General features: G+C 72.6%; 12 protein-coding genes and 1 pseudogene. 12 read left to right on the top strand and 1 reads right to left on the bottom strand.

Annotated elements, in window-relative coordinates:
• The first annotated feature begins 516 nt into the window (after positions 1-516).
• The 6 genes and pseudogenes from AB0F10_RS11210 to AB0F10_RS11185 all read left to right on the top strand — a co-directional run bounded on the left by AB0F10_RS11210 (position 517) and on the right by AB0F10_RS11185 (position 10,191).
• Entirely contained in the window at positions 517-2,091 is a 1,575-nt protein-coding gene (locus AB0F10_RS11210; RefSeq protein ID WP_360622529.1) for a cellulose synthase catalytic subunit, read from the top strand.
• Positions 2,088-4,214 carry an acyltransferase family protein gene (locus AB0F10_RS11205; protein WP_360622527.1) on the top strand — a complete coding sequence of 709 codons (2,127 nt, stop codon included), beginning with the start codon at positions 2,088-2,090 and terminating at the stop codon, positions 4,212-4,214. Before AB0F10_RS11210 ends, AB0F10_RS11205 begins: the two co-directional genes overlap by 4 nt.
• 4 nt (positions 4,215-4,218) lie before the next feature.
• Positions 4,219-5,775, top strand: coding sequence for a glycosyltransferase family 39 protein (locus AB0F10_RS11200; RefSeq protein WP_360622525.1), 1,557 nt, complete (start codon positions 4,219-4,221; stop codon positions 5,773-5,775).
• A gap of 1 nt (position 5,776) precedes the next feature.
• Positions 5,777-7,195 (top strand): annotated as a pseudogene (locus tag AB0F10_RS11195) (UDP-glucose/GDP-mannose dehydrogenase family protein); the annotation flags it as partial.
• Between the two features lie 150 nt (positions 7,196-7,345).
• Complete coding sequence (locus AB0F10_RS11190; protein WP_360622523.1) at positions 7,346-8,905, top strand: DUF1800 domain-containing protein; 1,560 nt, start codon at positions 7,346-7,348, stop codon at positions 8,903-8,905.
• 5 nt (positions 8,906-8,910) lie between these two features.
• Positions 8,911-10,191, top strand: coding sequence for a DUF1501 domain-containing protein (locus AB0F10_RS11185; protein WP_360622521.1), 1,281 nt, complete (start codon positions 8,911-8,913; stop codon positions 10,189-10,191).
• A 13-nt stretch (positions 10,192-10,204) separates the two neighbouring features.
• Here AB0F10_RS11185 and AB0F10_RS11180 read toward each other — a convergent pair whose 3' ends face one another.
• Positions 10,205-10,717, bottom strand: coding sequence for a PaaI family thioesterase (locus tag AB0F10_RS11180; RefSeq protein ID WP_360622519.1), 513 nt, complete (start codon positions 10,715-10,717; stop codon positions 10,205-10,207).
• A gap of 55 nt (positions 10,718-10,772) precedes the next feature.
• On the opposite strand from AB0F10_RS11180, the gene AB0F10_RS11175 reads away from it, so the two are divergent.
• From AB0F10_RS11175 to AB0F10_RS11150, 6 genes are all read left to right on the top strand, one after another.
• On the top strand, positions 10,773-11,264 hold the full coding sequence (locus AB0F10_RS11175; protein ID WP_360622517.1) for a helix-turn-helix domain-containing protein: 492 nt from the start codon (positions 10,773-10,775) through the stop codon (positions 11,262-11,264).
• Between the two features lie 65 nt (positions 11,265-11,329).
• Entirely contained in the window at positions 11,330-12,169 is an 840-nt protein-coding gene (locus AB0F10_RS11170) for a cyanophycinase (protein ID WP_360622516.1), read from the top strand.
• Positions 12,166-14,925: a cyanophycin synthetase gene (cphA, locus tag AB0F10_RS11165; protein WP_360622514.1), complete on the top strand. Its 2,760-nt coding sequence runs from the start codon at positions 12,166-12,168 to the stop codon at positions 14,923-14,925. The genes AB0F10_RS11170 and cphA overlap by 4 nt, the downstream gene beginning before the upstream one ends.
• A gap of 555 nt (positions 14,926-15,480) precedes the next feature.
• Positions 15,481-17,679 carry a serine/threonine-protein kinase gene (locus AB0F10_RS11160; protein WP_360622512.1) on the top strand — a complete coding sequence of 733 codons (2,199 nt, stop codon included), beginning with the start codon at positions 15,481-15,483 and terminating at the stop codon, positions 17,677-17,679.
• Positions 17,680-18,035: 356 nt separating this feature from the next.
• Positions 18,036-18,293: a hypothetical protein gene (locus tag AB0F10_RS11155; RefSeq protein ID WP_360622510.1), complete on the top strand. Its 258-nt coding sequence runs from the start codon at positions 18,036-18,038 to the stop codon at positions 18,291-18,293.
• A gap of 154 nt (positions 18,294-18,447) precedes the next feature.
• On the top strand, positions 18,448-19,350 hold the full coding sequence (locus AB0F10_RS11150; RefSeq protein ID WP_360622508.1) for a sigma-70 family RNA polymerase sigma factor: 903 nt from the start codon (positions 18,448-18,450) through the stop codon (positions 19,348-19,350).
• Positions 19,351-19,417: the final 67 nt, after the last annotated feature.

Genomic DNA, 19,417 nt, shown 5'->3' with positions numbered 1-19,417 from the left:
GTTCTATGCCCGCCCGCCGGGCAAAATGTCTGGCATTCCGTCGAAATTGGTGCCAAAGAGCGCTTTCTGTCCTGTTATCGACTCAGAGTCCCTGCTGGGTGCTTAATGTCAGATGCGTGCTTTATGACGTTGAGATGCCGGGCCGCCGCGTGTGGCGGGCCGGGGCGGGAGGCTGGCCGTCGGCAACCATGCCACCGGTCCGCTCGATGCGGTTGATTCTCGGAATTCCGCCCGGCCACCGCGGTTTCCGGTCGCTCACCGCGGCCCGTGGAACGTGTTTGCGGTGACCCGATCGGCTGAACCTGTATAGGGCCGGCTACTAATCTGCGCCCGATCGCCCGTCCCGACTCCGGGTGACCGATCGGCAGTTTCCGGCTCAGCATTGCCTGGCGCCTGATCCCCTGGGCGCATCGCCCGGATACGTCAACTTGGAAGGCTTCACCGGTGGCAGTCGCACAGATTCGGCGTGGGATAGATTCGCAAGTCGCCGACCCCTCGGGGACAGTGGTGGATTACGTGCCGCTACCGCCGACCGATACCGAAAAGTATCTCTACTACGGCAGGCAGGGCCGCTGGATCTTCTGCGTGTTCCTGTTCGCCTTCGCGGGCGTCATGTTCGGGATGTCCCGGCTGGCCGCCAACTCGGCGTGGACCAGTCTGCTCTACGAACTGATCGCCCTGCAGGTCGTCGCCGTATTCATCAGTCTGCTCTCCAGCACCCGCAGGCGCCGCAGTTCCCGCGCCGAGCACGATGCCGAGGTCGCCGCCTACCGGCCCGCGGAGTACCCCTCGGTGGACGTATTCCTGCCGTCCGCGGGCGAGCCGATCGTCATCCTGGAAAATACGTTCAGGAATGTCGCGCAACTGGACTGGCCCGGCCGGGTCACCGTCTACGTCCTCGACGACGCCGCCCGGGAATCGGTCGCCGAACTGGCCTCCCGCTACGACTTCCGGTATCTCACCCGCCCGAATCGCGGCGAGTTGAAGAAGGCCGGCAACCTGCGCTACGGATACGAACACTCCGACGGCGATCTGATTCACGTCTTCGACGCCGATTTCGCGCCCCGCGCCGATATGGTCCGCGAGTTGGCGCCGTACTTCCAGGATCCGGCCGTCGGCATCGTGCAGTCGCCGCAATTCTTCGACGTCCAGCAGGACCACTTCAATTGGCTGCAGCGCTCCGCCGCCGCGACCCAGGAGATGTTCTACCGCTGGATCCAGCCGGCCCGCGACGCCGTGGACGCGGCCATCTGCGTCGGTACCAACGCGGTCTACCGCCGCAGCGCGCTGCGGCAGGCCGGCGGCTTCGCCCAGATCGGCCACAGCGAGGACGTGCACACCGGGGTGAACCTGTCGAAGGCCGGCTACCGCACCCGCTACGTGCCGGTGAACCTGGCCAAGGGCGTGTGCCCGGACAACTTCGACGGCTTCGCCAACCAGCAGTACCGGTGGTGCACCGGCAGCATGAGCCTGCTGGCCGATCCGGGATTCCACCGCTCGGCGCTGAACGTCAAGCAGAAGCTGTGTTTCTGGACCGGGTTCCTCTACTACATCACCACGGCCGTCGCGGCGTTCGCGAGCCAGTTGCCGGGCGTGCTGATGCTGTGGTTCTTTCCCGATCAGATCCGGCCGCTCAACTACCTGCCGCTGATCGGCACGATCTTCGTGTGGTCGACGCTGATGCCCCGGGTCACCGACTACCGGTGGTCGCCGGCCGTCGTCCGGGTCCAGATGCTGATCGGCTTCTGCCACGCGCTGGCCCTGTACGACTTCGTCCGCGGCCGCACCGCCGCCTGGGTGCCGACCGGCGCCGCCAAGCGGACCCCGACCGCCCGCCGCGTGCTCCGCCTCCTCCGGGCCTGGCTCATCACCGCCCAGGTCCTGACCTGGGTGGGCATCGTCGTGGCCATCCGGAACTACGGCCTGGCCCAGCTGTGGGCGACGGTGCTGTTCGCCGGCCCGATGCTGTACTTCGTCTGCCCGCTGCTGCTGGGCAACCGGGCGACCCCGGAACGCCGGCCGGCGCCGGCGGCGAGGCCGATACCCGAGGCCCGCAGCACCCCGGCCTACGCGCCCCACCCGGCGTCATGACGCACGCCACGATCGGCCGGACCGATTCAAGAGCGGGGCAGGCGGCCGGGCCGGCCACCCCGGCGGCCACCGAGCCGGCCCCGCCGGCGTTCCGCCGCGACGTCGCGGGGCTGCGAGCCGTCGCGATCCTGCTGGTGGCCGGCTGCAACGCGGGCCTCGGCGTCATCGACGACCAGGCCGGCATCGACATCTTCTTCGTGATCTCCGGCTTCCTCATCACCGGCGTCGTGCTGCGTGAGCTCAGGCGCCACGGGCGGCTGTCGCTGCGGACGTTCTACGCCCGGCGGGTCATGCGGCTGGTGCCGGCCTCGAGCGTGGTCGTGCTCGGCACGCTCGCCGCGGCCTGGCACTGGCTGCCGCCGGCGGCCCGCGGGACGATCTCCTGGGACTCGATCGCCGCCGCCACCGCGACCATGAACGTGCGGCTGGCGACCCAGCCCGCCGGCGCGGCCGAGCCGTCAGCGCTGCAGCACTTCTGGTCGCTGGGCCTGATCGGACAGTTCTACCTGGTCTGGCCGGTGCTCTTGATCATCGTCTCGCTGGCCTGGGCGCGGCGGGGCCGGCCCAGCACGATCGCGATGGCCGCGGCGCTGACCATCCTGTCGGCCGCCTCGCTCCTGCTGTGCCTGCGGCAGAGCGCCGCGCACGATCCGTGGGCGTACTACGGCCTGCCGGCCCGGGCCTGGGAGTTCGCGCTCGGCGCGCTCGTCGCCCTGGCCGCGCACCGCCTCGCCCGGCTCGGCTCCTGGCCGGCGGCCGCCCTGACCTGGCTCGGGCTGGGTGCGGTCGGCGTCTCCGCGTTCACGCAGGTCCGGCCCGGGCCGGCCGCGGCCCTGCCGGTGCTGGGCACGATTCTGGTGATCGCCGGCGGCTGCGCCCGGCCCGCCTGGGGCGCGCGCCGGCTGCTGCGGATCAAGCCGCTGCAGGAGATCGGCCGGGTCTCCCTCAGCTGGTACCTGTGGCACTGGCCGCTGCTCGTCCTGGCGCCGTACGTGCTGGGGCGTCCGTTGCCGGGCCCGGCCAGGATCGCCCTGGTGGTCGTGGCCCTGGTGCCGGCGGCGATGTCGGTGGCGGCCGTGGAGAACCGGATCCGGCTCTACCACGGCGTGCGGTTGCACCCGGGCCGGGCGCTCGCCTTCGGCGGCCTGCTCAGCGTCGCCGCCGTCGGCCTGGCGCTGCTCGCGCCGCACCTGCCGGTGCCGGCGCCCCGGGAGATCAGGGCCGCGCCCACCGCGGCCGAGTTGCTCGGTTCCGGCGACCTCACCCTCGCCCAACTGCAGCAGATCATCCGGGACAGCAGCAGCCGGACGACGCTGCCGGGCGACCTGACGCCGAAGCTCGCGCGGGCGGCGCACAGCCTCCCGCACGACGGCGGATGCCTGGCGCCGAGGGCCAGCCGGCTGGTGTCCTACAACATGGGCCGGGGCTGCGAGCGGCGCGGGCTCGTGACCAGCGGCCGACTCGTCGTGCTGTTCGGCGACTCGCACGCCCAGCAGTGGTACGACGCCCTCGACGTGGTCGCCCGGAAGCGGGGATGGCGCATCGCCGTCTTCACCAAGGCCGACTGCGGGCCGGCGCTCGGCACCATATCCAGGGGCGACGGCACGGGGCCGTACACCGAATGCGACCAGTGGCGGCTGCGGGCGCTGGCCCGGATCCAGCGGTTGCGGCCGGCCATGGTGATCATGTCCGCCCGGTACCGGGAGGGCAGCCCGCTCGACGTCGTCGACACCGCGGGACCGGATCAGGATTGGGCCGCGGCCTGGGCCGCGACGGTCGAGCGGGTCCGGCGCACGGGTGCCGTGCCGGTCGTGGTCCAGGACGCCCCGGCCGCCAACTTCGACGTGCCGCGCTGCCTGGCGGCGCATCGGCGGGCGATCAGGCGGTGCGACCTCGACGTGCTCAAGGCGCTGCCCCTCGCCCGGCAGCGCGTCGTCCGCGCGGTGGTGCAGGTGCACGGGGCCCGGGTGGTCGACACCAACGCCTGGTTCTGCACGCCCTCGGTGTGCCCGGCGGTCATCGGGAACACCGTCGTCTACCGCGACGACAACCACCTGACCTCGGCCTACGCCAGGCGTCTCGGCGGCCTGCTGGACACCGAACTTCCCGAGTTGACGAGGTAGATCGATGACTGACGCGCAAGTTCTGTCCCCGCCCGCCCCGCACATCGTCGCGCAGCGCCGGGGTGCGGGCAGCCGGGCCGAACCGTCCGGGCGGCGCTGGTCCAGGACCGGCACCGCGCTGCTGATCCTGCCTCCGGCGCTGCTCGCGCTGGCCCTGTCGGTGGCCGGCATCGGCGCGCGAAGCATGTGGAACGACGAGTACGCCACCTGGTACGCCTCGACCCTGGGCTTCGGCGACCTGGCCAGGCTGCTGAGCAACGTCGACGCGGTGGTCGCGCCCTACTACGTGGTGCTGCACCTCTGGATCGACGTGTTCGGCGATTCCGAGGCCAGCCTGCGGATGCCGTCGGCCCTGGCGATGGCCGCCACCGCGGCGCTCACCGCCGCGCTGGGCCGCCGGCTGTTCGACACGGGCACCGGCGTGGCCGCGGGGCTGGTCATGGCCGCGCTGCCCGCGGCCACCCGCTACGGCCAGGAGGCCCGTCCGTACGCGTTCGCGATCGGCTTCGCGACGCTCGCCACCCTGCTGCTGCTGCGGGCGATGGACCGGCCGTCCTGGCGGCGCTGGCTGTGGTACGGCGGCGGGGTCATCCTCGCCGGTCTGGTGCACATCGTGACCCTCTGCGTCCTGCTCGGACACGCCGTCTTCATGTGGCGGGCGTTCCGGGTCAGCGGCGATCTGCGGCTGCTGCGCTGGGCCGCCGGTGCCTTCCTCGCGGTGACGGTCGCGCTCCCGCTGGCAGCCAAGGGCTCGGACCAGTCGAGCGTCATCTCCTGGATCAGGGCCGACGCCACGGCGGTGGTCACCCTGCCCGAGCGGATCTTCGGCTCCTGGCAGGTGGCCGTCGTGGTGCTCGCCGCCGCGGTACTCGCCACCATCCTGCTCTGGTCCCGGCAGCGGGGGCCCGTCGTGCTGCTGCTGTCCTGGGCGCTGTTCCCGCCGGTCATCTGCTACGTCACCTTCCCGCTGCTGCACCTCTTCCTGCACCGCTACCTGCTCTTCACGGTGCCGGCGTGGGCGCTGCTCGCCGCCGCCCTCGGCTTCTCGCTGACCCGGTTCACCGGCCGCAGCGTGGCGCGGATTCCGGTGTCGAGCAGCGCGCTGCTGGTCGTCGCCGCGGTGCTCCTGGTCGGCGGGCCGGGCCAGCGCGCGGCCCGGCACAGCCCGGTGTACGGCGAGCCCGACTTCCGGGGCGCCGCCGCCGTCGTCATGGCCGCGGCGGCACCCGGCGACGGCATCGTCTACTCCGGTGTGACCCGCAACGGCCGCCGGGCCTTCGACTACGAGGGCCGGAACCGGAAGCTGCCGAGGGATGTTCTGGTCGAACGCACCTCCGAGCAGAACGGCACGTTCGGTGCGCAGGAGTGCGCCGATCCGGGCCTCTGCGTCGGTGCGACCCGCCGCATCTGGCTGGTGTCCCCGACCGACGCCCACCTGGATCCGATGAACGGCATGCCGGGTTACATCCAGGGTTTCCTGCTGACGGCCTACACCCTCAGCGAATTCCGGACGTTGGAGGACGTCCGCATCTTCGTACTGAACCGCAAGGACGTGAGGTGACATGACGATTCCCTATTCGCCGGGCGGATCCCTGCCGGGCATCGCCGCACCGGTGCCGCCCTCGGGCGAGCAGCGCCCGCGGCTGACCTTCATCGGCACCGGATATCTCGGCGCCACCTACGCCGTCTGCTTCGCGGAGCTGGGCTACGAGGTCCTCGGCTTCGACGTCGACGCGACGAAGATCGCCGCGCTCGCCGGCGGCGTGGTGCCCTTCTTCGAGCCGGGCCTCGACGAGATGCTGCAGCGCAATCTCGCCGCCGGCCGGCTGCGCTTCACCACCTCGTACCAGGAGACGGCCGACTTCGGCGACATCCACTTCATCTGCGTCGGCACCCCGCAGCGGGCCGGCGGGATGGGCGCCGATCTGTCCCACGTGGAGTCGGCGGTCACCGGGCTGGCGGCCCGGCTCAGCCGCAAGGCGCTGATCGTCGGCAAGTCCACCGTTCCGGTCGGCACGGCGGAATGGGTGGAGCGCCTGGTGGAGAAGCACGCGGACGCGGGCCTGGGCGTCGAGGTCGCCTGGTCGCCCGAGTTCCTGCAGGAGGGCTTCGCCGTGCAGGACGTGCTGCGCCCCAGCCGGGTCGTCGTCGGCGTCCGCAGCGACTGGGCCGGCGCCATGCTGTACGCCGCGCACGGCGGCATCTTCGACCTGGCGGTCACCGAGGACCGCGAGGTGCCGGTCGTGGTGACCGACTTCGCGACCGCGGAACTGGTCAAGGTGGCGGCGAACGCGTTCCTGGCCACCAAGATCTCGTTCATCAACGCGATGGCGGAGGTCTGCGAGGTCGCCGGGGGCGACGTCACCCAGCTGTCCAAGGCGATCGGCTACGACCCGCGGATCGGGAGCCGTTTCCTGCACGCCGGCGTCGGCTTCGGCGGCGGCTGCCTGCCCAAGGACATCCGGGCCTTCCAGGCCCGGGCCCAGGAGCTGGGCGCGGGCGAGGCGCTGCGCTTCCTGCACGAGGTGGACCTGATCAACCAGCGCCGCCGCGCCCGGGTGGTCCAGCTCGCCGCCGAGCTGCTGGGCTGCGTATCGGGGCCGGTGGGCCCGGACTTCGACGACGCCCGCATCGCGGTGCTCGGCGCGACGTTCAAGCCCCAGTCCGACGACGTACGCGACGCGCCCGCGCTCGCCATCGCGGGTGCCCTCGCGAGCGCGGGCGCGCAGGTGCACGTCCACGACCCGCAGGGCATGCCGAACGCCGCCCGCGCCCAGCCACACCTGATCTTCGAGGAAACCCTTGACGACGCCGTACGCGACGCCGATCTGGTGTGTGTCCTGACCGAGTGGGCCGAGTTCCGCACCGCCGACCCGGCGCACCTCGGCCGCCTCGTCGCCGCCCGGCGGGTGATCGACGGCCGCAACTGCCTCGACGTCGCGGCCTGGAAGGCGGCCGGCTGGCAGTACCGCGGCATGGGCAGCCGGGCGGAGCGGGCCGTTGTCGCCTGGCCGGTCGACGGGCCGGCCGGCCGGCTCCCGGCCCCGCGGCCCGCACCCTGGGCGGTTGCGGCTGGGTAGTCATCCGGCCCCGGCGCGCGGCGGGGGAGGAATCCGGCCGAACTTGGGTACGTGACGGATTCCAGGAAGACCTCTATCGGCCGCCGCAGCCTGGTCGGCGGCGCCGTCGGCGCCGTCGCCGCCACCGGTCTGGTCGCGGCCGTACCGGCATCGGCATCGGCCGCCACCGCCGCCCGCCGGCCCGCCGGCTACGTCGCGGCGGACGCCGAGCTGCACCTGCTCCGCCGCGCCACCTACGGGCCCACCGCCGAGTCGGTCGCCGAGATCCGCCGGCTCGGCACCAAGGCCTGGCTCGAGCGCCAGCTGGCCCCGGCCGGCATCCCCGACGCCGCCTGCGACTCGCTGATGACCCGCTTCCCGTACCTCGAGCTCCCGATCTCCGAGCTCCGGTCCCGGGTCAAGGCGGGCACCATGCGGTACGGCTGGGACACGATGCTGCAGCTGGGGTTCGCCGCCACCAGCCGGGCCATCTGGAGCGAGCGCCAGCTCTTCGAGATGATGGTCGACTTCTGGTCGAACCACCTCAACGTCACCAACCCGTCCGCGGACGTCTGGGACAACCGGCACGACTATGACCGGAAGGTGATCCGGTCGCACGCGTTCGGCCGGTTCGCCGACATGCTCAAGGCCAGCGCCCGGCACCCGGCGATGCTGACGTACCTGGACAACCGCTTCTCCACCCGGGCGGCGCCGAACGAGAACTACGGCCGCGAGCTGCTCGAGCTGCACACCGTCGGGCTGATCTACACGGAGTCGGACGTCAAGAACGCCGCCCGGCTGCTGACCGGCCTGACCGTCGACTGGGACACCGGCGAATACCGCTACAGCCTCAACTCGCACGCCACCGGACCGGTGCGGGTGCTCGGCTTCGGCAACGCCAACCCGACCGCCGCCGGCGGCGAGAAGGCGGCGCTCGCGATGCTTGACTACCTGGCGATGCACCCGGCCACCGCGAAGCGCATCGTCACGAAGCTGGCCGTCCGGTTCGTCTCGGACAACCCGCCCGCCTCGCTGGTGACCAGCCTGACGAAGGTCTACCTGGCGAACAGGTCGGCGATCGTCCCGGTGCTGCGGGCCCTGTTCAACTCGGCCGAGTTCCGCGGGAGCGTCGGCGCGAAGGTGCGCACCCCGTACGAGGACCTCGTCGCGACGGTGCGCGCGGTCGGCTACGGCCCGGACGCGTCGGGCACCACGGGCATCGAATCGCTCTACTGGCTGATCAATTCCTCGGGGCAGGCGCCGATGGCCTGGGCGCCGCCGAACGGCTACCCGGACGTCGCCGCGGCCTGGACCTCCCCGGGCGGCCTGCTGTCGCGGTGGAACGCGCACCTGAACATCGTCGCGGGGTACCGGCCGAAGGAGTTCCAGCGGCCGGAGAACCTGGCGAGGGAGCTGGTCGGCAAGCTGCCCGCCACCTACGGCGCGCTTGTCGACGCCCTCGCCCGGCGGCTGTTCGGCCGGACCCTGCCGGCCGCACACACGGCGGCGCTGACGGGGTACTTCGGCAAGGCGCCCACCGCGGCGCTGGGTGCCGCGGACTCCGCGGTCGGCTGGAAGTTCTCCCAGCTGGTGGCCCTGATGTTAGACTCACCCTACTTTGCAACGAGGTGACCTCGATGCCCGATTTGAGCTGTGACGGCTGCGCGGACGACCAGCGCACCACGATGTCGCGCCGCGGAGTCCTGGGCCGGGCCGCGGCCGCGGGTGCCGCCGGAGCCCTCGCCGGTCTCACCGGTGACCTGCTCTCCACCCAGCTCGCCTTCGCCGCCGGCAGATACTCGGGCGACGTGCTGGTGGTGCTGTCGCTGCGCGGCGGCTTCGACGGCCTGTCCGCCATCGTGCCCGCCGGCGACCCGGCCTACTACGCCGCCCGCCCCGGCATCGCGGTGCCGAAGTCCCGGCTCATCGGCGGCGACTCCCGGTTCGGCCTGCATCCGGCGCTCGCCCCGCTGCTGCCGTACTGGAAGGCCGGCACGTTCGGCGCGATCCAGGCCGCCGGCCAGCGCGCGCCCAACCGCTCGCACTTCGCCGCGATGGAGCAGCTCGAGCAGGCCGCGCCCGGCACGTCGCTGCGTACCGGATGGCTCGACCGGATGCTGGGCGGCCTCGGCGCGACGGACCCCATGCAGGGCGTCTCCGTCGGCGGCATGATGCCCGCCCGGGTGATGGCCGGTCCGGTGCCCGCCCTCGGCATGAAGTCGATCGACGAGTTCGCGATGTTCGGCGACCAGGCGGGCCAGCCGATGGCGGCCACCCTGGCCAAGCTCTACGAGGGCGCGCCCGCCGCGCTGAGCGGTCCGGCCCGGCAGGTCACGGGCTCGCTGGCGACGACCAGGGCGCTGGCGGCCACGGCCTATCACCCGGCAAACGGCGCGGTGTACCCGGACGACACCCTCGGCCGGGCGCTGCGCGACGTCGCCCGCCTGATCAAGGGGAAGGCCGGGCTGATGTCCGCCTGCGTCGACTCCGGCGACTGGGACATGCACGAGAACCTCGGCATCGCCGAGTCCGGCAAGAGGATGCACGACAAGCTGGCCAAGCTCGCCGAGGCCCTCGCCGCGTTCGCCCGCGACCTCGGCACCGCCGGGATGAAGCGGGTCACCCTGGTGACGGTCAGCGAGTTCGGCCGGCGGGTGCACCAGAACGGCTCCGGCGGCCTCGACCACGGCTACGGCAACGCGATGATGCTGCTCGGCGGCGGCGTGGTCGGCGGCAAGGTGCACGGTCGCTGGCCGGGGCTGAGCGAGCGCCACCTCGTCGACGGCGATCTCGCGGTCACCACGGACTACCGGGCGGTCATCGCCGAGATCCTGCACAAGCGCTGCGGCCTGGCGAACACCCGCGCGGTCTTCCCGGACATCAGGAGGACGACGTCCGGGATCGTGCGCCCCCGCTGAGCCGGCCCGCGGGTCAGGCCGGGGGCGCCTCGAAGATCATGCAGCTCGACGTGGCGTGCGCGACGAGGCGGCCGGCGGCATCGGTCAGCCGCGCCTCGGTGAGCGCGGTGCGCCGGCCGCGCTGCAGCACGCTGCCCGTGCAGGCCAGCTGGCCGGAGTCGAGGGTGACCGGGCGCAGGAACTTCACGTTGAGGTCGAGCGACGTGTAGCCGACGCCGGCCGGCAGCGTCGAGTGCAGCGAGCACGCGGCGGCGCTGTCGAGCAGGGTGGAGATCACCCCGCCGTGCATCGTGCCGAGCGGGTTGTAGTGGAACTCCCGCGGCAGCAGGCGGAAGGTGACGCTGCCCTCCTCGACCTCCATGCCGGTCAGGTCGATGAGGCTCATGACCGGCGGGGGCGGCAGCTCCCCGGCGGCCATGCGCCGCAGCAGCTCCAGCCCGCCGGTGGTGGCCAGCAGGTCGGCGTGCTCGGCCGGGCTTGCCCAGGAGTAGGTGCGGGTGCGGGTCTCATCCTGGGTCTGCGTCATGGACGCAGAGTTGCACGGCTTGCTGTGTCTGTCAAACAGACCTAGCCTCGGTGTCATGAATCCCACGATCTCGCGTCCGCCGGCCCTGGACTGGTCCATGGAGACCTGCACTATCGCCAGGGCGATGGAGGTGCTCGGCGAGAAGTGGACCGTGGTGGTCCTGCGCGAGATCTTCAACGGGGTGCGGCGCTTCGCCGACCTGCGCGAGCGCACCGGCATCCCGCGCCAGGTGCTGACCAACCGGCTCGCCTCGCTCGTCGATCACGGGCTGCTGCGCCGCGAGCCGTACCGGGAGCCGGGCGCCCGGCTCCGCCACGAGTACCGGCTGACCGCCAAGGGTCTCGATCTCTACCCGGTGCTGACCGCGGTGAAGGAGTGGGGCGATCGGCACCTGGCCGAGCCCGAGGGGCCGCCGCTGGAGATGGCGCACCGGGACTGCGGCGCGGAGATCCACGTCGAGCTGCGCTGCGCGGAGGGGCACCGGGTCGCCGACTACCGCCAGGTCGTGCCGCGCCCCGGCCCGGGCGCCCGCCGACTCCTGGATTAGCCGGATGTTTCGACTTTTTTCCGTTTAGCCTCGTAAGCAATCGGGGTTTACGGAGGAGGTGCGGCGTGGCGCTCGTCGATCGACCCCGCCGCTCCCGGCTGCTGATCATCGGCGGCGCCGAGCGGTACGGCCCCGGCGGCACCGAGATCCTGCGCCGCTTCGTCGACCTGGCGGGCGGATCCGCCGCCGAGCTCGTCGTCATCGCCACCGCCAGCGCCGAGCCGGCCGTGCTCGAGGCCGAGTACGCCGCCCTGTTCTCCCGCCTCGGCGCGGGCCGGGTGCGGGCGCTGCGGCTGGAGACCCGCGCACAGGCCAACGAGCCGGCGGTGATCGAGGCGCTCGCCACCGCCAGCGGCGTCTTCTTCACCGGCGGCGACCAGTTGCGGATCACCACGGTGCTCGGCGGTACCCGTACCGATTCCGCGTTGCAGACCCTGGTGCAGGCCGGGACGGTGGTCCTCGGCGGCACCAGCGCCGGCGCCGCGATGATGTCCGGCACGATGATCATCGGTGGCGACGGGCCGGGCGTCGCCCGCACCAGCGTGCGGACCGGGCCCGGCCTCGAATTCCTGCCCGGCGTGCTCATCGACATGCACTTCGCCGAGCGCGGCCGGCTCAACCGCCTGCTCAGCGCCGTCGCGCTGTACCCGCACGAGCTCGGCCTCGGCATCGACGAGGACACCGCGATCCTGACCGACGGCGACTGCTTCGAGGTGCTGGGCACCGGCGCGGTCATCGTGGTCGACGCGGGCGCGGCCGGCGACATCCGGGCGCCCTTCGACGGGCCGATCGCGCTCACCGGCGCGCGCGTGCACGTGCTGCCCGCCGGGTGCAGGTTCGAACTGACCGGTCGCCGTCCGTCGATCGTCGACGGTGCCGCCGGGGAACGGGAACTCGCCGCATGAAGATCCTGAGCATCCGCCGGCTGCGCGGACCCAACGTCCACGTGTCCCGGCCCGCCGTGGTGGCCCGGCTGAGCCTCGAGGAGCTGGCCGGGCGCGAGACCAGCGACGTGCAGGGCTTCACCGAACGGCTGCTGCGCGCGCTGCCCGGCCTCGCCGAGCACCACTGCGCGGCGGGCGCGCCGGGCGGCTTCGTCAGCCGGATGCGCGGCGGCACCTACTTCGGGCACGTGACCGAGCACGTCAGCATCGAGCTGTCGCAGCGGATCGGGCGCGACGTCAGCTTCGGCCGCACCATCTCGGCCGGCGAGCCCGGCCTCTACGACCTGATCGTGGAGTGCCCCGAGGACGAGTCACCCGAGTCGACGCTGGCGGCGGAGCTGCTGGAGACCGCGGCCGAACTTGTCACCGCGGTCGCGGGCGGCGACTGCCTGCCGGGCACCGCCCTGGCGGAGCGCCTCGCCGTGCTGACCCGGCTGGCGGAGCGCGAGGCCACCGGCCCGAGCACCCGGTCCATCATCGTCGCGGCCCGCCGCCGCGGCATCCCGGTCGAGCGCTACCCCGACCTGAGCCTGCTGCGGCTCGGCTGGGGCAGCCGGCGCCGCCTCGCCTGGGCGGCGATGACCGACCGGACCAGCGGCATCGGCGTCGACATCGCCGCGGACAAGCAGGTGACCCGCCGGCTGCTGGAGGACGCCGGCGTGCCGGTCGCCGCCGGCGGCGTGGCCCGCACCGCGCAGGAGGCGGTCGCCCTGCTGACGGCGCTGGGCGCGCCGGTGGTCGTCAAGCCCCGGCAGGGCCGGCAGGGCAAGCACGTGGCGCTCAACCTGCGTACGCCCGCCGACGTCGAGAACGCGTTCGCGGCGGCCGGCGGCGAGGTGGTGGTGGAGCGCCAGCTGGCCGGCCGCGACTACCGGGTCCTGATCGTGGCGGGCGAGGTCGTCGCCGCCGCGGAACGCCTCGCGGCGCACGTCGTCGGCGACGGCGCGAGCACGGTCGCCGAGCTGGTGGCCGGCACCAACGCCGACCCGCGCCGCGGCGAGGGCCACGCCCGGGTGCTGACCCGGATCGCCCTGGACGACCACGCGCTGGCCGCGCTCGACCGGCAGGGCTGCACGCCGGAGACCGTGCCCGCGGCCGGCCGGCAGGTGTGGCTGCGCGACAACGCCAACCTGTCCACCGGCGGCACCGGCAGCGACGTGACCGACCGGGTCCACCCGGACGTCGCCGGGCTCTGCCTGCGCGTCGCCGCCCTGGTCGGCCTCGACATCGCGGGCATCGACCTGCGGCTGGCGGACATCGCGGCGCCGCTGCGGCCGGGGGACCCGGCACGGATCACCGGCGGAGTCATCGAGGTGAACGCCGCGCCGGGGCTGCGCATGCACCTGGCGCCGATCCGGGGGCGCGCCCGCGACGTCGGCGACGCGATCGTGCGGGCGATGTTCCCGGGCGGCTCCGACGGGCGGATCCCGACGGTCGCCGTCACCGGCACGAACGGCAAGACGACGGTGGCGCGGCTGACGGCGTACCTGCTGGCGGGCTCGGGGTTGCGGGTCGGGCTGACCACCACCGAGGGCGTCAGCATCGACGGGCGCACGGTGCGGCTGGGCGACGCCACCGGCCCGCGCTCGGCGCAGCTGGTGCTCGGCGATCCGGGGGTGCAGGCCGCCGTGCTGGAGACCGCGCGCGGCGGCGCGCTGCGGCGCGGGCTGGGCTATGACTGGACCGACGTCGGCGTGATCACCAACATCACCGCCGATCACCTCGGGCAGGACGGGCTCGACTCGATCGAGGCGCTGGCGCACGTCAAGGCGCTTGTCGCGGAGCGGGTCCGCGACGGCGGCACCCTGGTGCTCAACGCGGACGACCCGTGGGTGCGCAGCCTGGCCGAGCGGGCCCGGGTGCGCGCGGACCGCAAGCGCATCGTCTGGTTCGGCACGGACCCGGGGCAGCCGGTGCTGGCCGCGCACCTGAGCCGCGGCGGAACGGCGTACGTGCTGCAGGACGGCTGGCTCGTCCAGGCGACGGGCGCCCGGCGGATGCCGCTGCTTCGGGTCGGCGACGTGCCCGGCTCGTTCGACGGGGCGGCGCCGTACGCGGCGGTCAACGCGCTGGCCGCCGCGGCCGCGGCGCGGGCGCTGGGCGCCTCGCACGAGCTGGTGGCCGAGCGGCTCGCGAGCTTCGAGCCGCGGGTGGACAACCCGGGCCGGGGTACGGTGCTGCGCCTGGGCGAGGTGACGCTGTTCATCGACTACGCACACAATCCGGCGGCGATCGCGGCGGTGCTGCGTACCCTGCACCGGCTCTTCGGTCCGAATCGGTGCCTGGCGGCGGTGACGCTGCCGGGCGACCGGCGCGACGACCTGCTGACGGCCTCTGCGCAGGTGCTGGCCGACGGCGTCACCCGGGTGGTGCTCTACGAGGACGAGGATCTCCGGGGGCGCACGCCGGGGGAGGTCCCGGCACTGGTCGAACGGGAGATGCGCGCCCGCCGGCCGCAGTTGCGGGCGGTCCGGGCGCACGGGCACCGCGCGGCGGTGGAGGCGGCGCTGCGGCTGGCGGCGCCCGGCGACGTGGTCCTCGTGCTGTACGAAAAGCTCGCCGCGATCCTGGAGCACCTGGAGGAGCTGGGCGCGGTGCCGGCGGACGCGGCCACGGTGCACGTGGCGCGGCTGACCGCCCGGGCGTCGCTCGACCTCGGCATCCGCCCCGCCGCCGCGGGTTTTGCGAATGGCGCGCGCTCGCGTCCCGCGGAATAGGACGGCGGCGGCGCCGGGTTGACCCTGTCGGGTGAATTGCCGGAATTATTGGCTTGTAGCGCCAACAAAGCATGATCGTCGTAGGGAAATCACCCGATCGGGCGGGGTTGCCCTGGTCATTGCACTGCGACAAGCATCACCCAGGGTATAGATGAGAGTGACTCACAATTCACTCACTGTATCTTTCCGTGATGCAAGCGCAACTGCACGTGCAGAATCCGTTGTGGATGCGCCACATTCGAGGGATACCCGCAAGTTCCGACCAAGCGGGCAAACCCCGTCAGGTCCGATTTGCATGATCATTTATACGCCGCTGACCAGGCCTTTTGCCCACTCCGAAAGGTGTGCACCCGCGGCGCATGGTGCGAAACAGACGGTAACGAACCGCAGGTCATCAGTGTCGGCAATGAGTCGAGACAGTGACCGGTCGTGGGCTAACATCCTCGCCGTCGATGGGGAATGCTCGGTCCTACGGCGGGTCGAGCACCGCCCCGGCATCAGGACGCATGGCGGTGCTGTGCTGATGTTTTCTTCCGATCGCGCATGTGGGGGCACATGAGCACGACGGACCTGCCCGGTTCGAGTCTGCTGGCCGGTCGATATCGACTGGTCGAGCGGCTCGGTGCCGGCGGGATGTCAGTGGTGTGGCGAGGGTTCGACGAGGTCCTCGGTCGTCAGGTCGCGGTGAAGGTCCTGCCGCCCTCGACGAGCACCGACCCCTCGTTCCGGCGCCGGCTTCGCGCGGAGGCCCAGGCCGCCGCGCGCCTGAGCCATCCACACATCACGAACGTCTATGACTACGGCGAGGCGGTCACCGTCGACGGTGAGCCGGTTCCCTACGTGGTCATGGAGCTTGTCGACGGCGAGTCCCTCGCCGCCGTTCTCGCTCGCGTACGCCGGCTGCCGTGGCCGGCCGCGGTCCGGATCTGTTCCGAGGTCTCGGCGGCGCTCGCCGCCGCCCACTCGCGGGGCATCGTGCACCGCGACGTCACCCCGGCCAACGTCATGCTCACCGCGGGCGGCGCCAAGGTCGTCGACTTCGGCATCTCGGCCCTCATCGGCGAGAACGACATCGACCCCGACGGCAGCCTGCTCGGCACCCCGGCCTACCTCGCGCCCGAGCGGCTCGAGGGTGGCCAGGTCAGCCCGGCCACCGACGTCTACGCCGTCGGCCTGCTGATCTACCGCACGCTGATCGGCCAGTTGCCGTGGGACGTCGGCACCACGACGGCCCTGCTGCGCGCGCATCAGTACACCGAGCCCGAGCCGCTGCCGGCGGTCGAGGGCCTGCCGAACGCGGTCTCCGCGCTCATCGCCCGCTGCCTGGAGAAGCGGCCCTCGGACCGCCCGTCGAGCGCCGAGCTCGCGCACGTGCTCGGCACGGTGTCCGCCGGTGTTCCGGCGTCCCGCGCGTTCGTGCCGGACTGGGCCGAGATCGGCGAGGACACCACGATCCTGCCCTCCGCGCACAACCAGACCGACGGCTTCGGCCGGCTCCGGCCGGCGGGCCAGGCGCCGGTGCCGGCGTCCGTTCCCGGCCGCGGTGTCGCGGCGGTCCCCGCGGTGGCCTCGGGCACCGACGCGCCGGTGTCGCCGGCCCCGTCGAGCGCCCCGGTGCCGCCGGTCTCGGTCGCCGAGGTCGAGGCCGCGTTCGGGCCCGCGCAACAGCGCGGCGGCCCGCGCAACAGCCGCTTCGGCGCGGTGCCGCCGGCCCCCCCGATGACCGGTTCCCCGGCCGCGCACGCCGCGGCCCCGGTGCCGCCCGGCCCCGCCGACTCCCCGGACCGGGCGCTGCGCCCGGCCTTCGACGCCGACGTGTCGAGCCGGCCGCCGTCGCGCGCCGACGACGCGGGCAAGCCACCGAACCGTCCGGGCGGCCCGCCGAGCCAGACCGGCCCCGGCGCCCCGGGGCCGGGTCGCGGGCCGGGCACGACGCAGCGGCGCCGGCTCTTCTTCGTGGGCGGCGCGGTCGCCGCGCTCACCCTGGTCGCCCTGAGCGCGGCCTTCGCGAACAGCGACAAGCCGGGCGACGGCGCGGCCGGCGTGCTGCCGACCACCATCGCCGCTTCCAGCAAGTGCGTGGTCAGCTACGCCGTCTGGTCGGACTCCAACAACAGGTTCAAGGCCGCCGTCACGATCGCCAACCGGGACACCACGGCGATCAAGGACTGGAAGCTCTGGTTCGTCATGCCGGGCGACCAGGTCGTGTCGGGCAACGGTGCGCTCAAACTCGACCAGCAGGGCCGCGGGGTCACCGTCGAATCCAAGAAGGTGCTCAGCCCGCAGCAGACCGAGACGCTGCAGTTCACCGGCCGCTACAAGGCCAGCAACGCCGCGCCGATGGTGTTCCAGCTCGGCGGTGAGACCTGCCAGACGTTCGTGTCGCCGGCGCCCGGCGCGCCCTCGCAGCCGGTGGAGCACCTGACCAACGGCACGGTCCGGCTCGGCCCGGTGCCGACCAAGGAGTCGCCGATACCCGGCATCTCCATCAACCCGAGCGGTGTCGCGGTCCCGGTTCCGGTCGGCACGACCGGGACGGTGACGACCGCGCCGGCTCCCGGCACCGCCACCGCTACCGCCACCGCCACCGCCACGCAGACGGCGATCAATTTGCCGACCGGCAACGACGGTGGTGTGGTGCCGGGCCCGCCGGAGGGGACAACCCCGCCCACGACGCCGCCGACCACCGAGCCGACCCCGACCCTGTCGCCGCCGCCGATGCAGGTCGACCCGCCGGACCCGGACGACAACTAGCCGCCGTCCGACCCCGGCTGAGCTGAGCGGGCCAGCGCCATCCTCGGGCAGTCGACCGGAGTACCGGTCGACTGCCCGAGCTGCGCGTTAGAGTCGAATTGCGTCCGGCAGGCACCGGCGATCCCGGTTCGGGCGCATCGCTCTCGATGTCCGAGCCCCGGACACCCCCGCCGGGTGAACCGCGACCAGAAATCCCGAGCCGAAATCGGAACGGATCTCTCGGCGTGCCTGCGGCTCGGTCTGACGCCCACGTGGAAGATGACTGATACCGGCCTGCGAGCTGAGCGGTTCCGGTCCGCGCCTCCACGAGCACTGCCTGCAACTCGAGCAAGTCGTCGTACACCGGGGAGTTCGACATGATAAACACCGTTCTGGAACTGGCTGCGGAGGCGCTGTTCGTCTCCGACCTGCAGCCGTCCGAGAGCCCCAGCGGCAAGACCGTCGAGGACGCCGTGACCGCCATGTTGCTGCGGCACGGGAGTGACGGGTGCGCCGCCGGGGTGGCGGAGGAGTTCGGTGACCACCCGGACATGGCCGTGCGCCGCATGGGCTGGGTGCGCCAGGAGTTGCGCAGCGTGATGACCGCGCCGCGACGCCCGCACTACGCCAGCTGAGCCGCGCGGGCGGGGCCGCCGCGCGATAGCTGAGGCTTTTTCGTCAAAAGCACCCTAAAAGCAACCGAGTTCGGCCACCACTGCACCCTTCGGCCGTAAGTGTTCTCCTCATCAGCCGGTTTACCTGCCGGTTTGTACCAGCGAGGAGGAACACGTGACTGTCACGATCGAGCTCCCCGCCCCAGTCGGCATCACCCACGACGCGCCGTCCGCGCGCGACCTCGAGGACCTGGTCCGAGAAAACATGCCGATGGTGGGCCATCTGGTCCGGGAGTTGCTCAACCGCGTGCCCGGCCACGTTCACGCCGACGACCTGTCGTCCGCCGGATTCGCCGCGCTCCTGGGCGCCGCCCGGTCCTTCGATGTGAGCCGCGGAATACCGTTCCACCGCTTCGCTGCCGTGCGGATCCGCGGCGCGCTGCTGGACGAACTGCGCGGACAGGACTGGGCGAGCCGCTCGGTCCGGGCCCGGGCCCGGCGCTCGTCGACGGCCCGGCAGGAGCTCACCGCGGCGCTGGGACGCACACCGACCGACGCCGAGGTCGCCGAGATGCTCGGCATCGGCATCGCGGAGCTCGCCGCCGTCGAGGACGACGTGCAGAAGGCCGCCCTGCTCAGCCTGCAGGGATTCCCCACCGGCGCGGCCGAGGAGATGGTGCCGGAGCTCTCCGAGGGCCCCGAGGACCTGCTGCTCAAGCGGGAACGCCTCGGCTACCTGCACCAGGCGATCCAGGCGCTGCCCGAGCGGCTGCGGATGGTCGTCACCCAGTCGTTCCTGCAGGAACAGCCGCTCAGCGACGTGGCCGCGGAGCTCGGCGTGACCGAGTCGCGGATCTCCCAGCTGCGCACCGAGGCGCTTCGCCTGCTCCGGGAGGGGCTGAACAGCTCACTCGCGCCGGAGCTGCTCACGGTGGCCGCCGGCGGGCCGCGTACCCGCAAGGGCTGCCTGCAGCGGCGCCGCACCGAGTACTTCGCCCGGGTCGCCGAGCAGGGCAACCTGCGGACCCGGCTGGCGCTGACCGACAGTCACGGCGTGCCGATCGCGGTCGCCGCCTGAGCGCGGAGGCGGCCCGGCGGCGGCGCGGCGCAGAGCGGATCGTGGTCCGCGCGGCGCTCGATCCGCT

Source organism: Actinoplanes sp. NPDC026623 (assembly GCF_040638275.1).
Lineage (GTDB): Bacteria > Actinomycetota > Actinomycetes > Mycobacteriales > Micromonosporaceae > Actinoplanes.
Note: the sequence above shows the minus strand (reverse complement) of the source record. Positions and strands in the feature narration are given on the sequence as shown.

What these genes read in the sequence shown, in the direction of transcription:
- AB0F10_RS11205 (WP_360622527.1), top strand. Translation starts at nt 2,088, where the DNA reads ATGACGCACGCCACGATCGGCCGGACCGATTCAAGAGCGGGGCAGGCG.
- AB0F10_RS11200 (WP_360622525.1), top strand. Translation starts at nt 4,219, where the DNA reads ATGACTGACGCGCAAGTTCTGTCCCCGCCCGCCCCGCACATCGTCGCG.
- AB0F10_RS11185 (WP_360622521.1), top strand. Translation starts at nt 8,911, where the DNA reads ATGCCCGATTTGAGCTGTGACGGCTGCGCGGACGACCAGCGCACCACG.
- AB0F10_RS11180 (WP_360622519.1), bottom strand. Translation starts at nt 10,717, where the DNA reads ATGACGCAGACCCAGGATGAGACCCGCACCCGCACCTACTCCTGGGCA.
- AB0F10_RS11175 (WP_360622517.1), top strand. Translation starts at nt 10,773, where the DNA reads ATGAATCCCACGATCTCGCGTCCGCCGGCCCTGGACTGGTCCATGGAG.
- cphA (WP_360622514.1), top strand. Translation starts at nt 12,166, where the DNA reads ATGAAGATCCTGAGCATCCGCCGGCTGCGCGGACCCAACGTCCACGTG.
- AB0F10_RS11160 (WP_360622512.1), top strand. Translation starts at nt 15,481, where the DNA reads ATGAGCACGACGGACCTGCCCGGTTCGAGTCTGCTGGCCGGTCGATAT.
- AB0F10_RS11155 (WP_360622510.1), top strand. Translation starts at nt 18,036, where the DNA reads ATGATAAACACCGTTCTGGAACTGGCTGCGGAGGCGCTGTTCGTCTCC.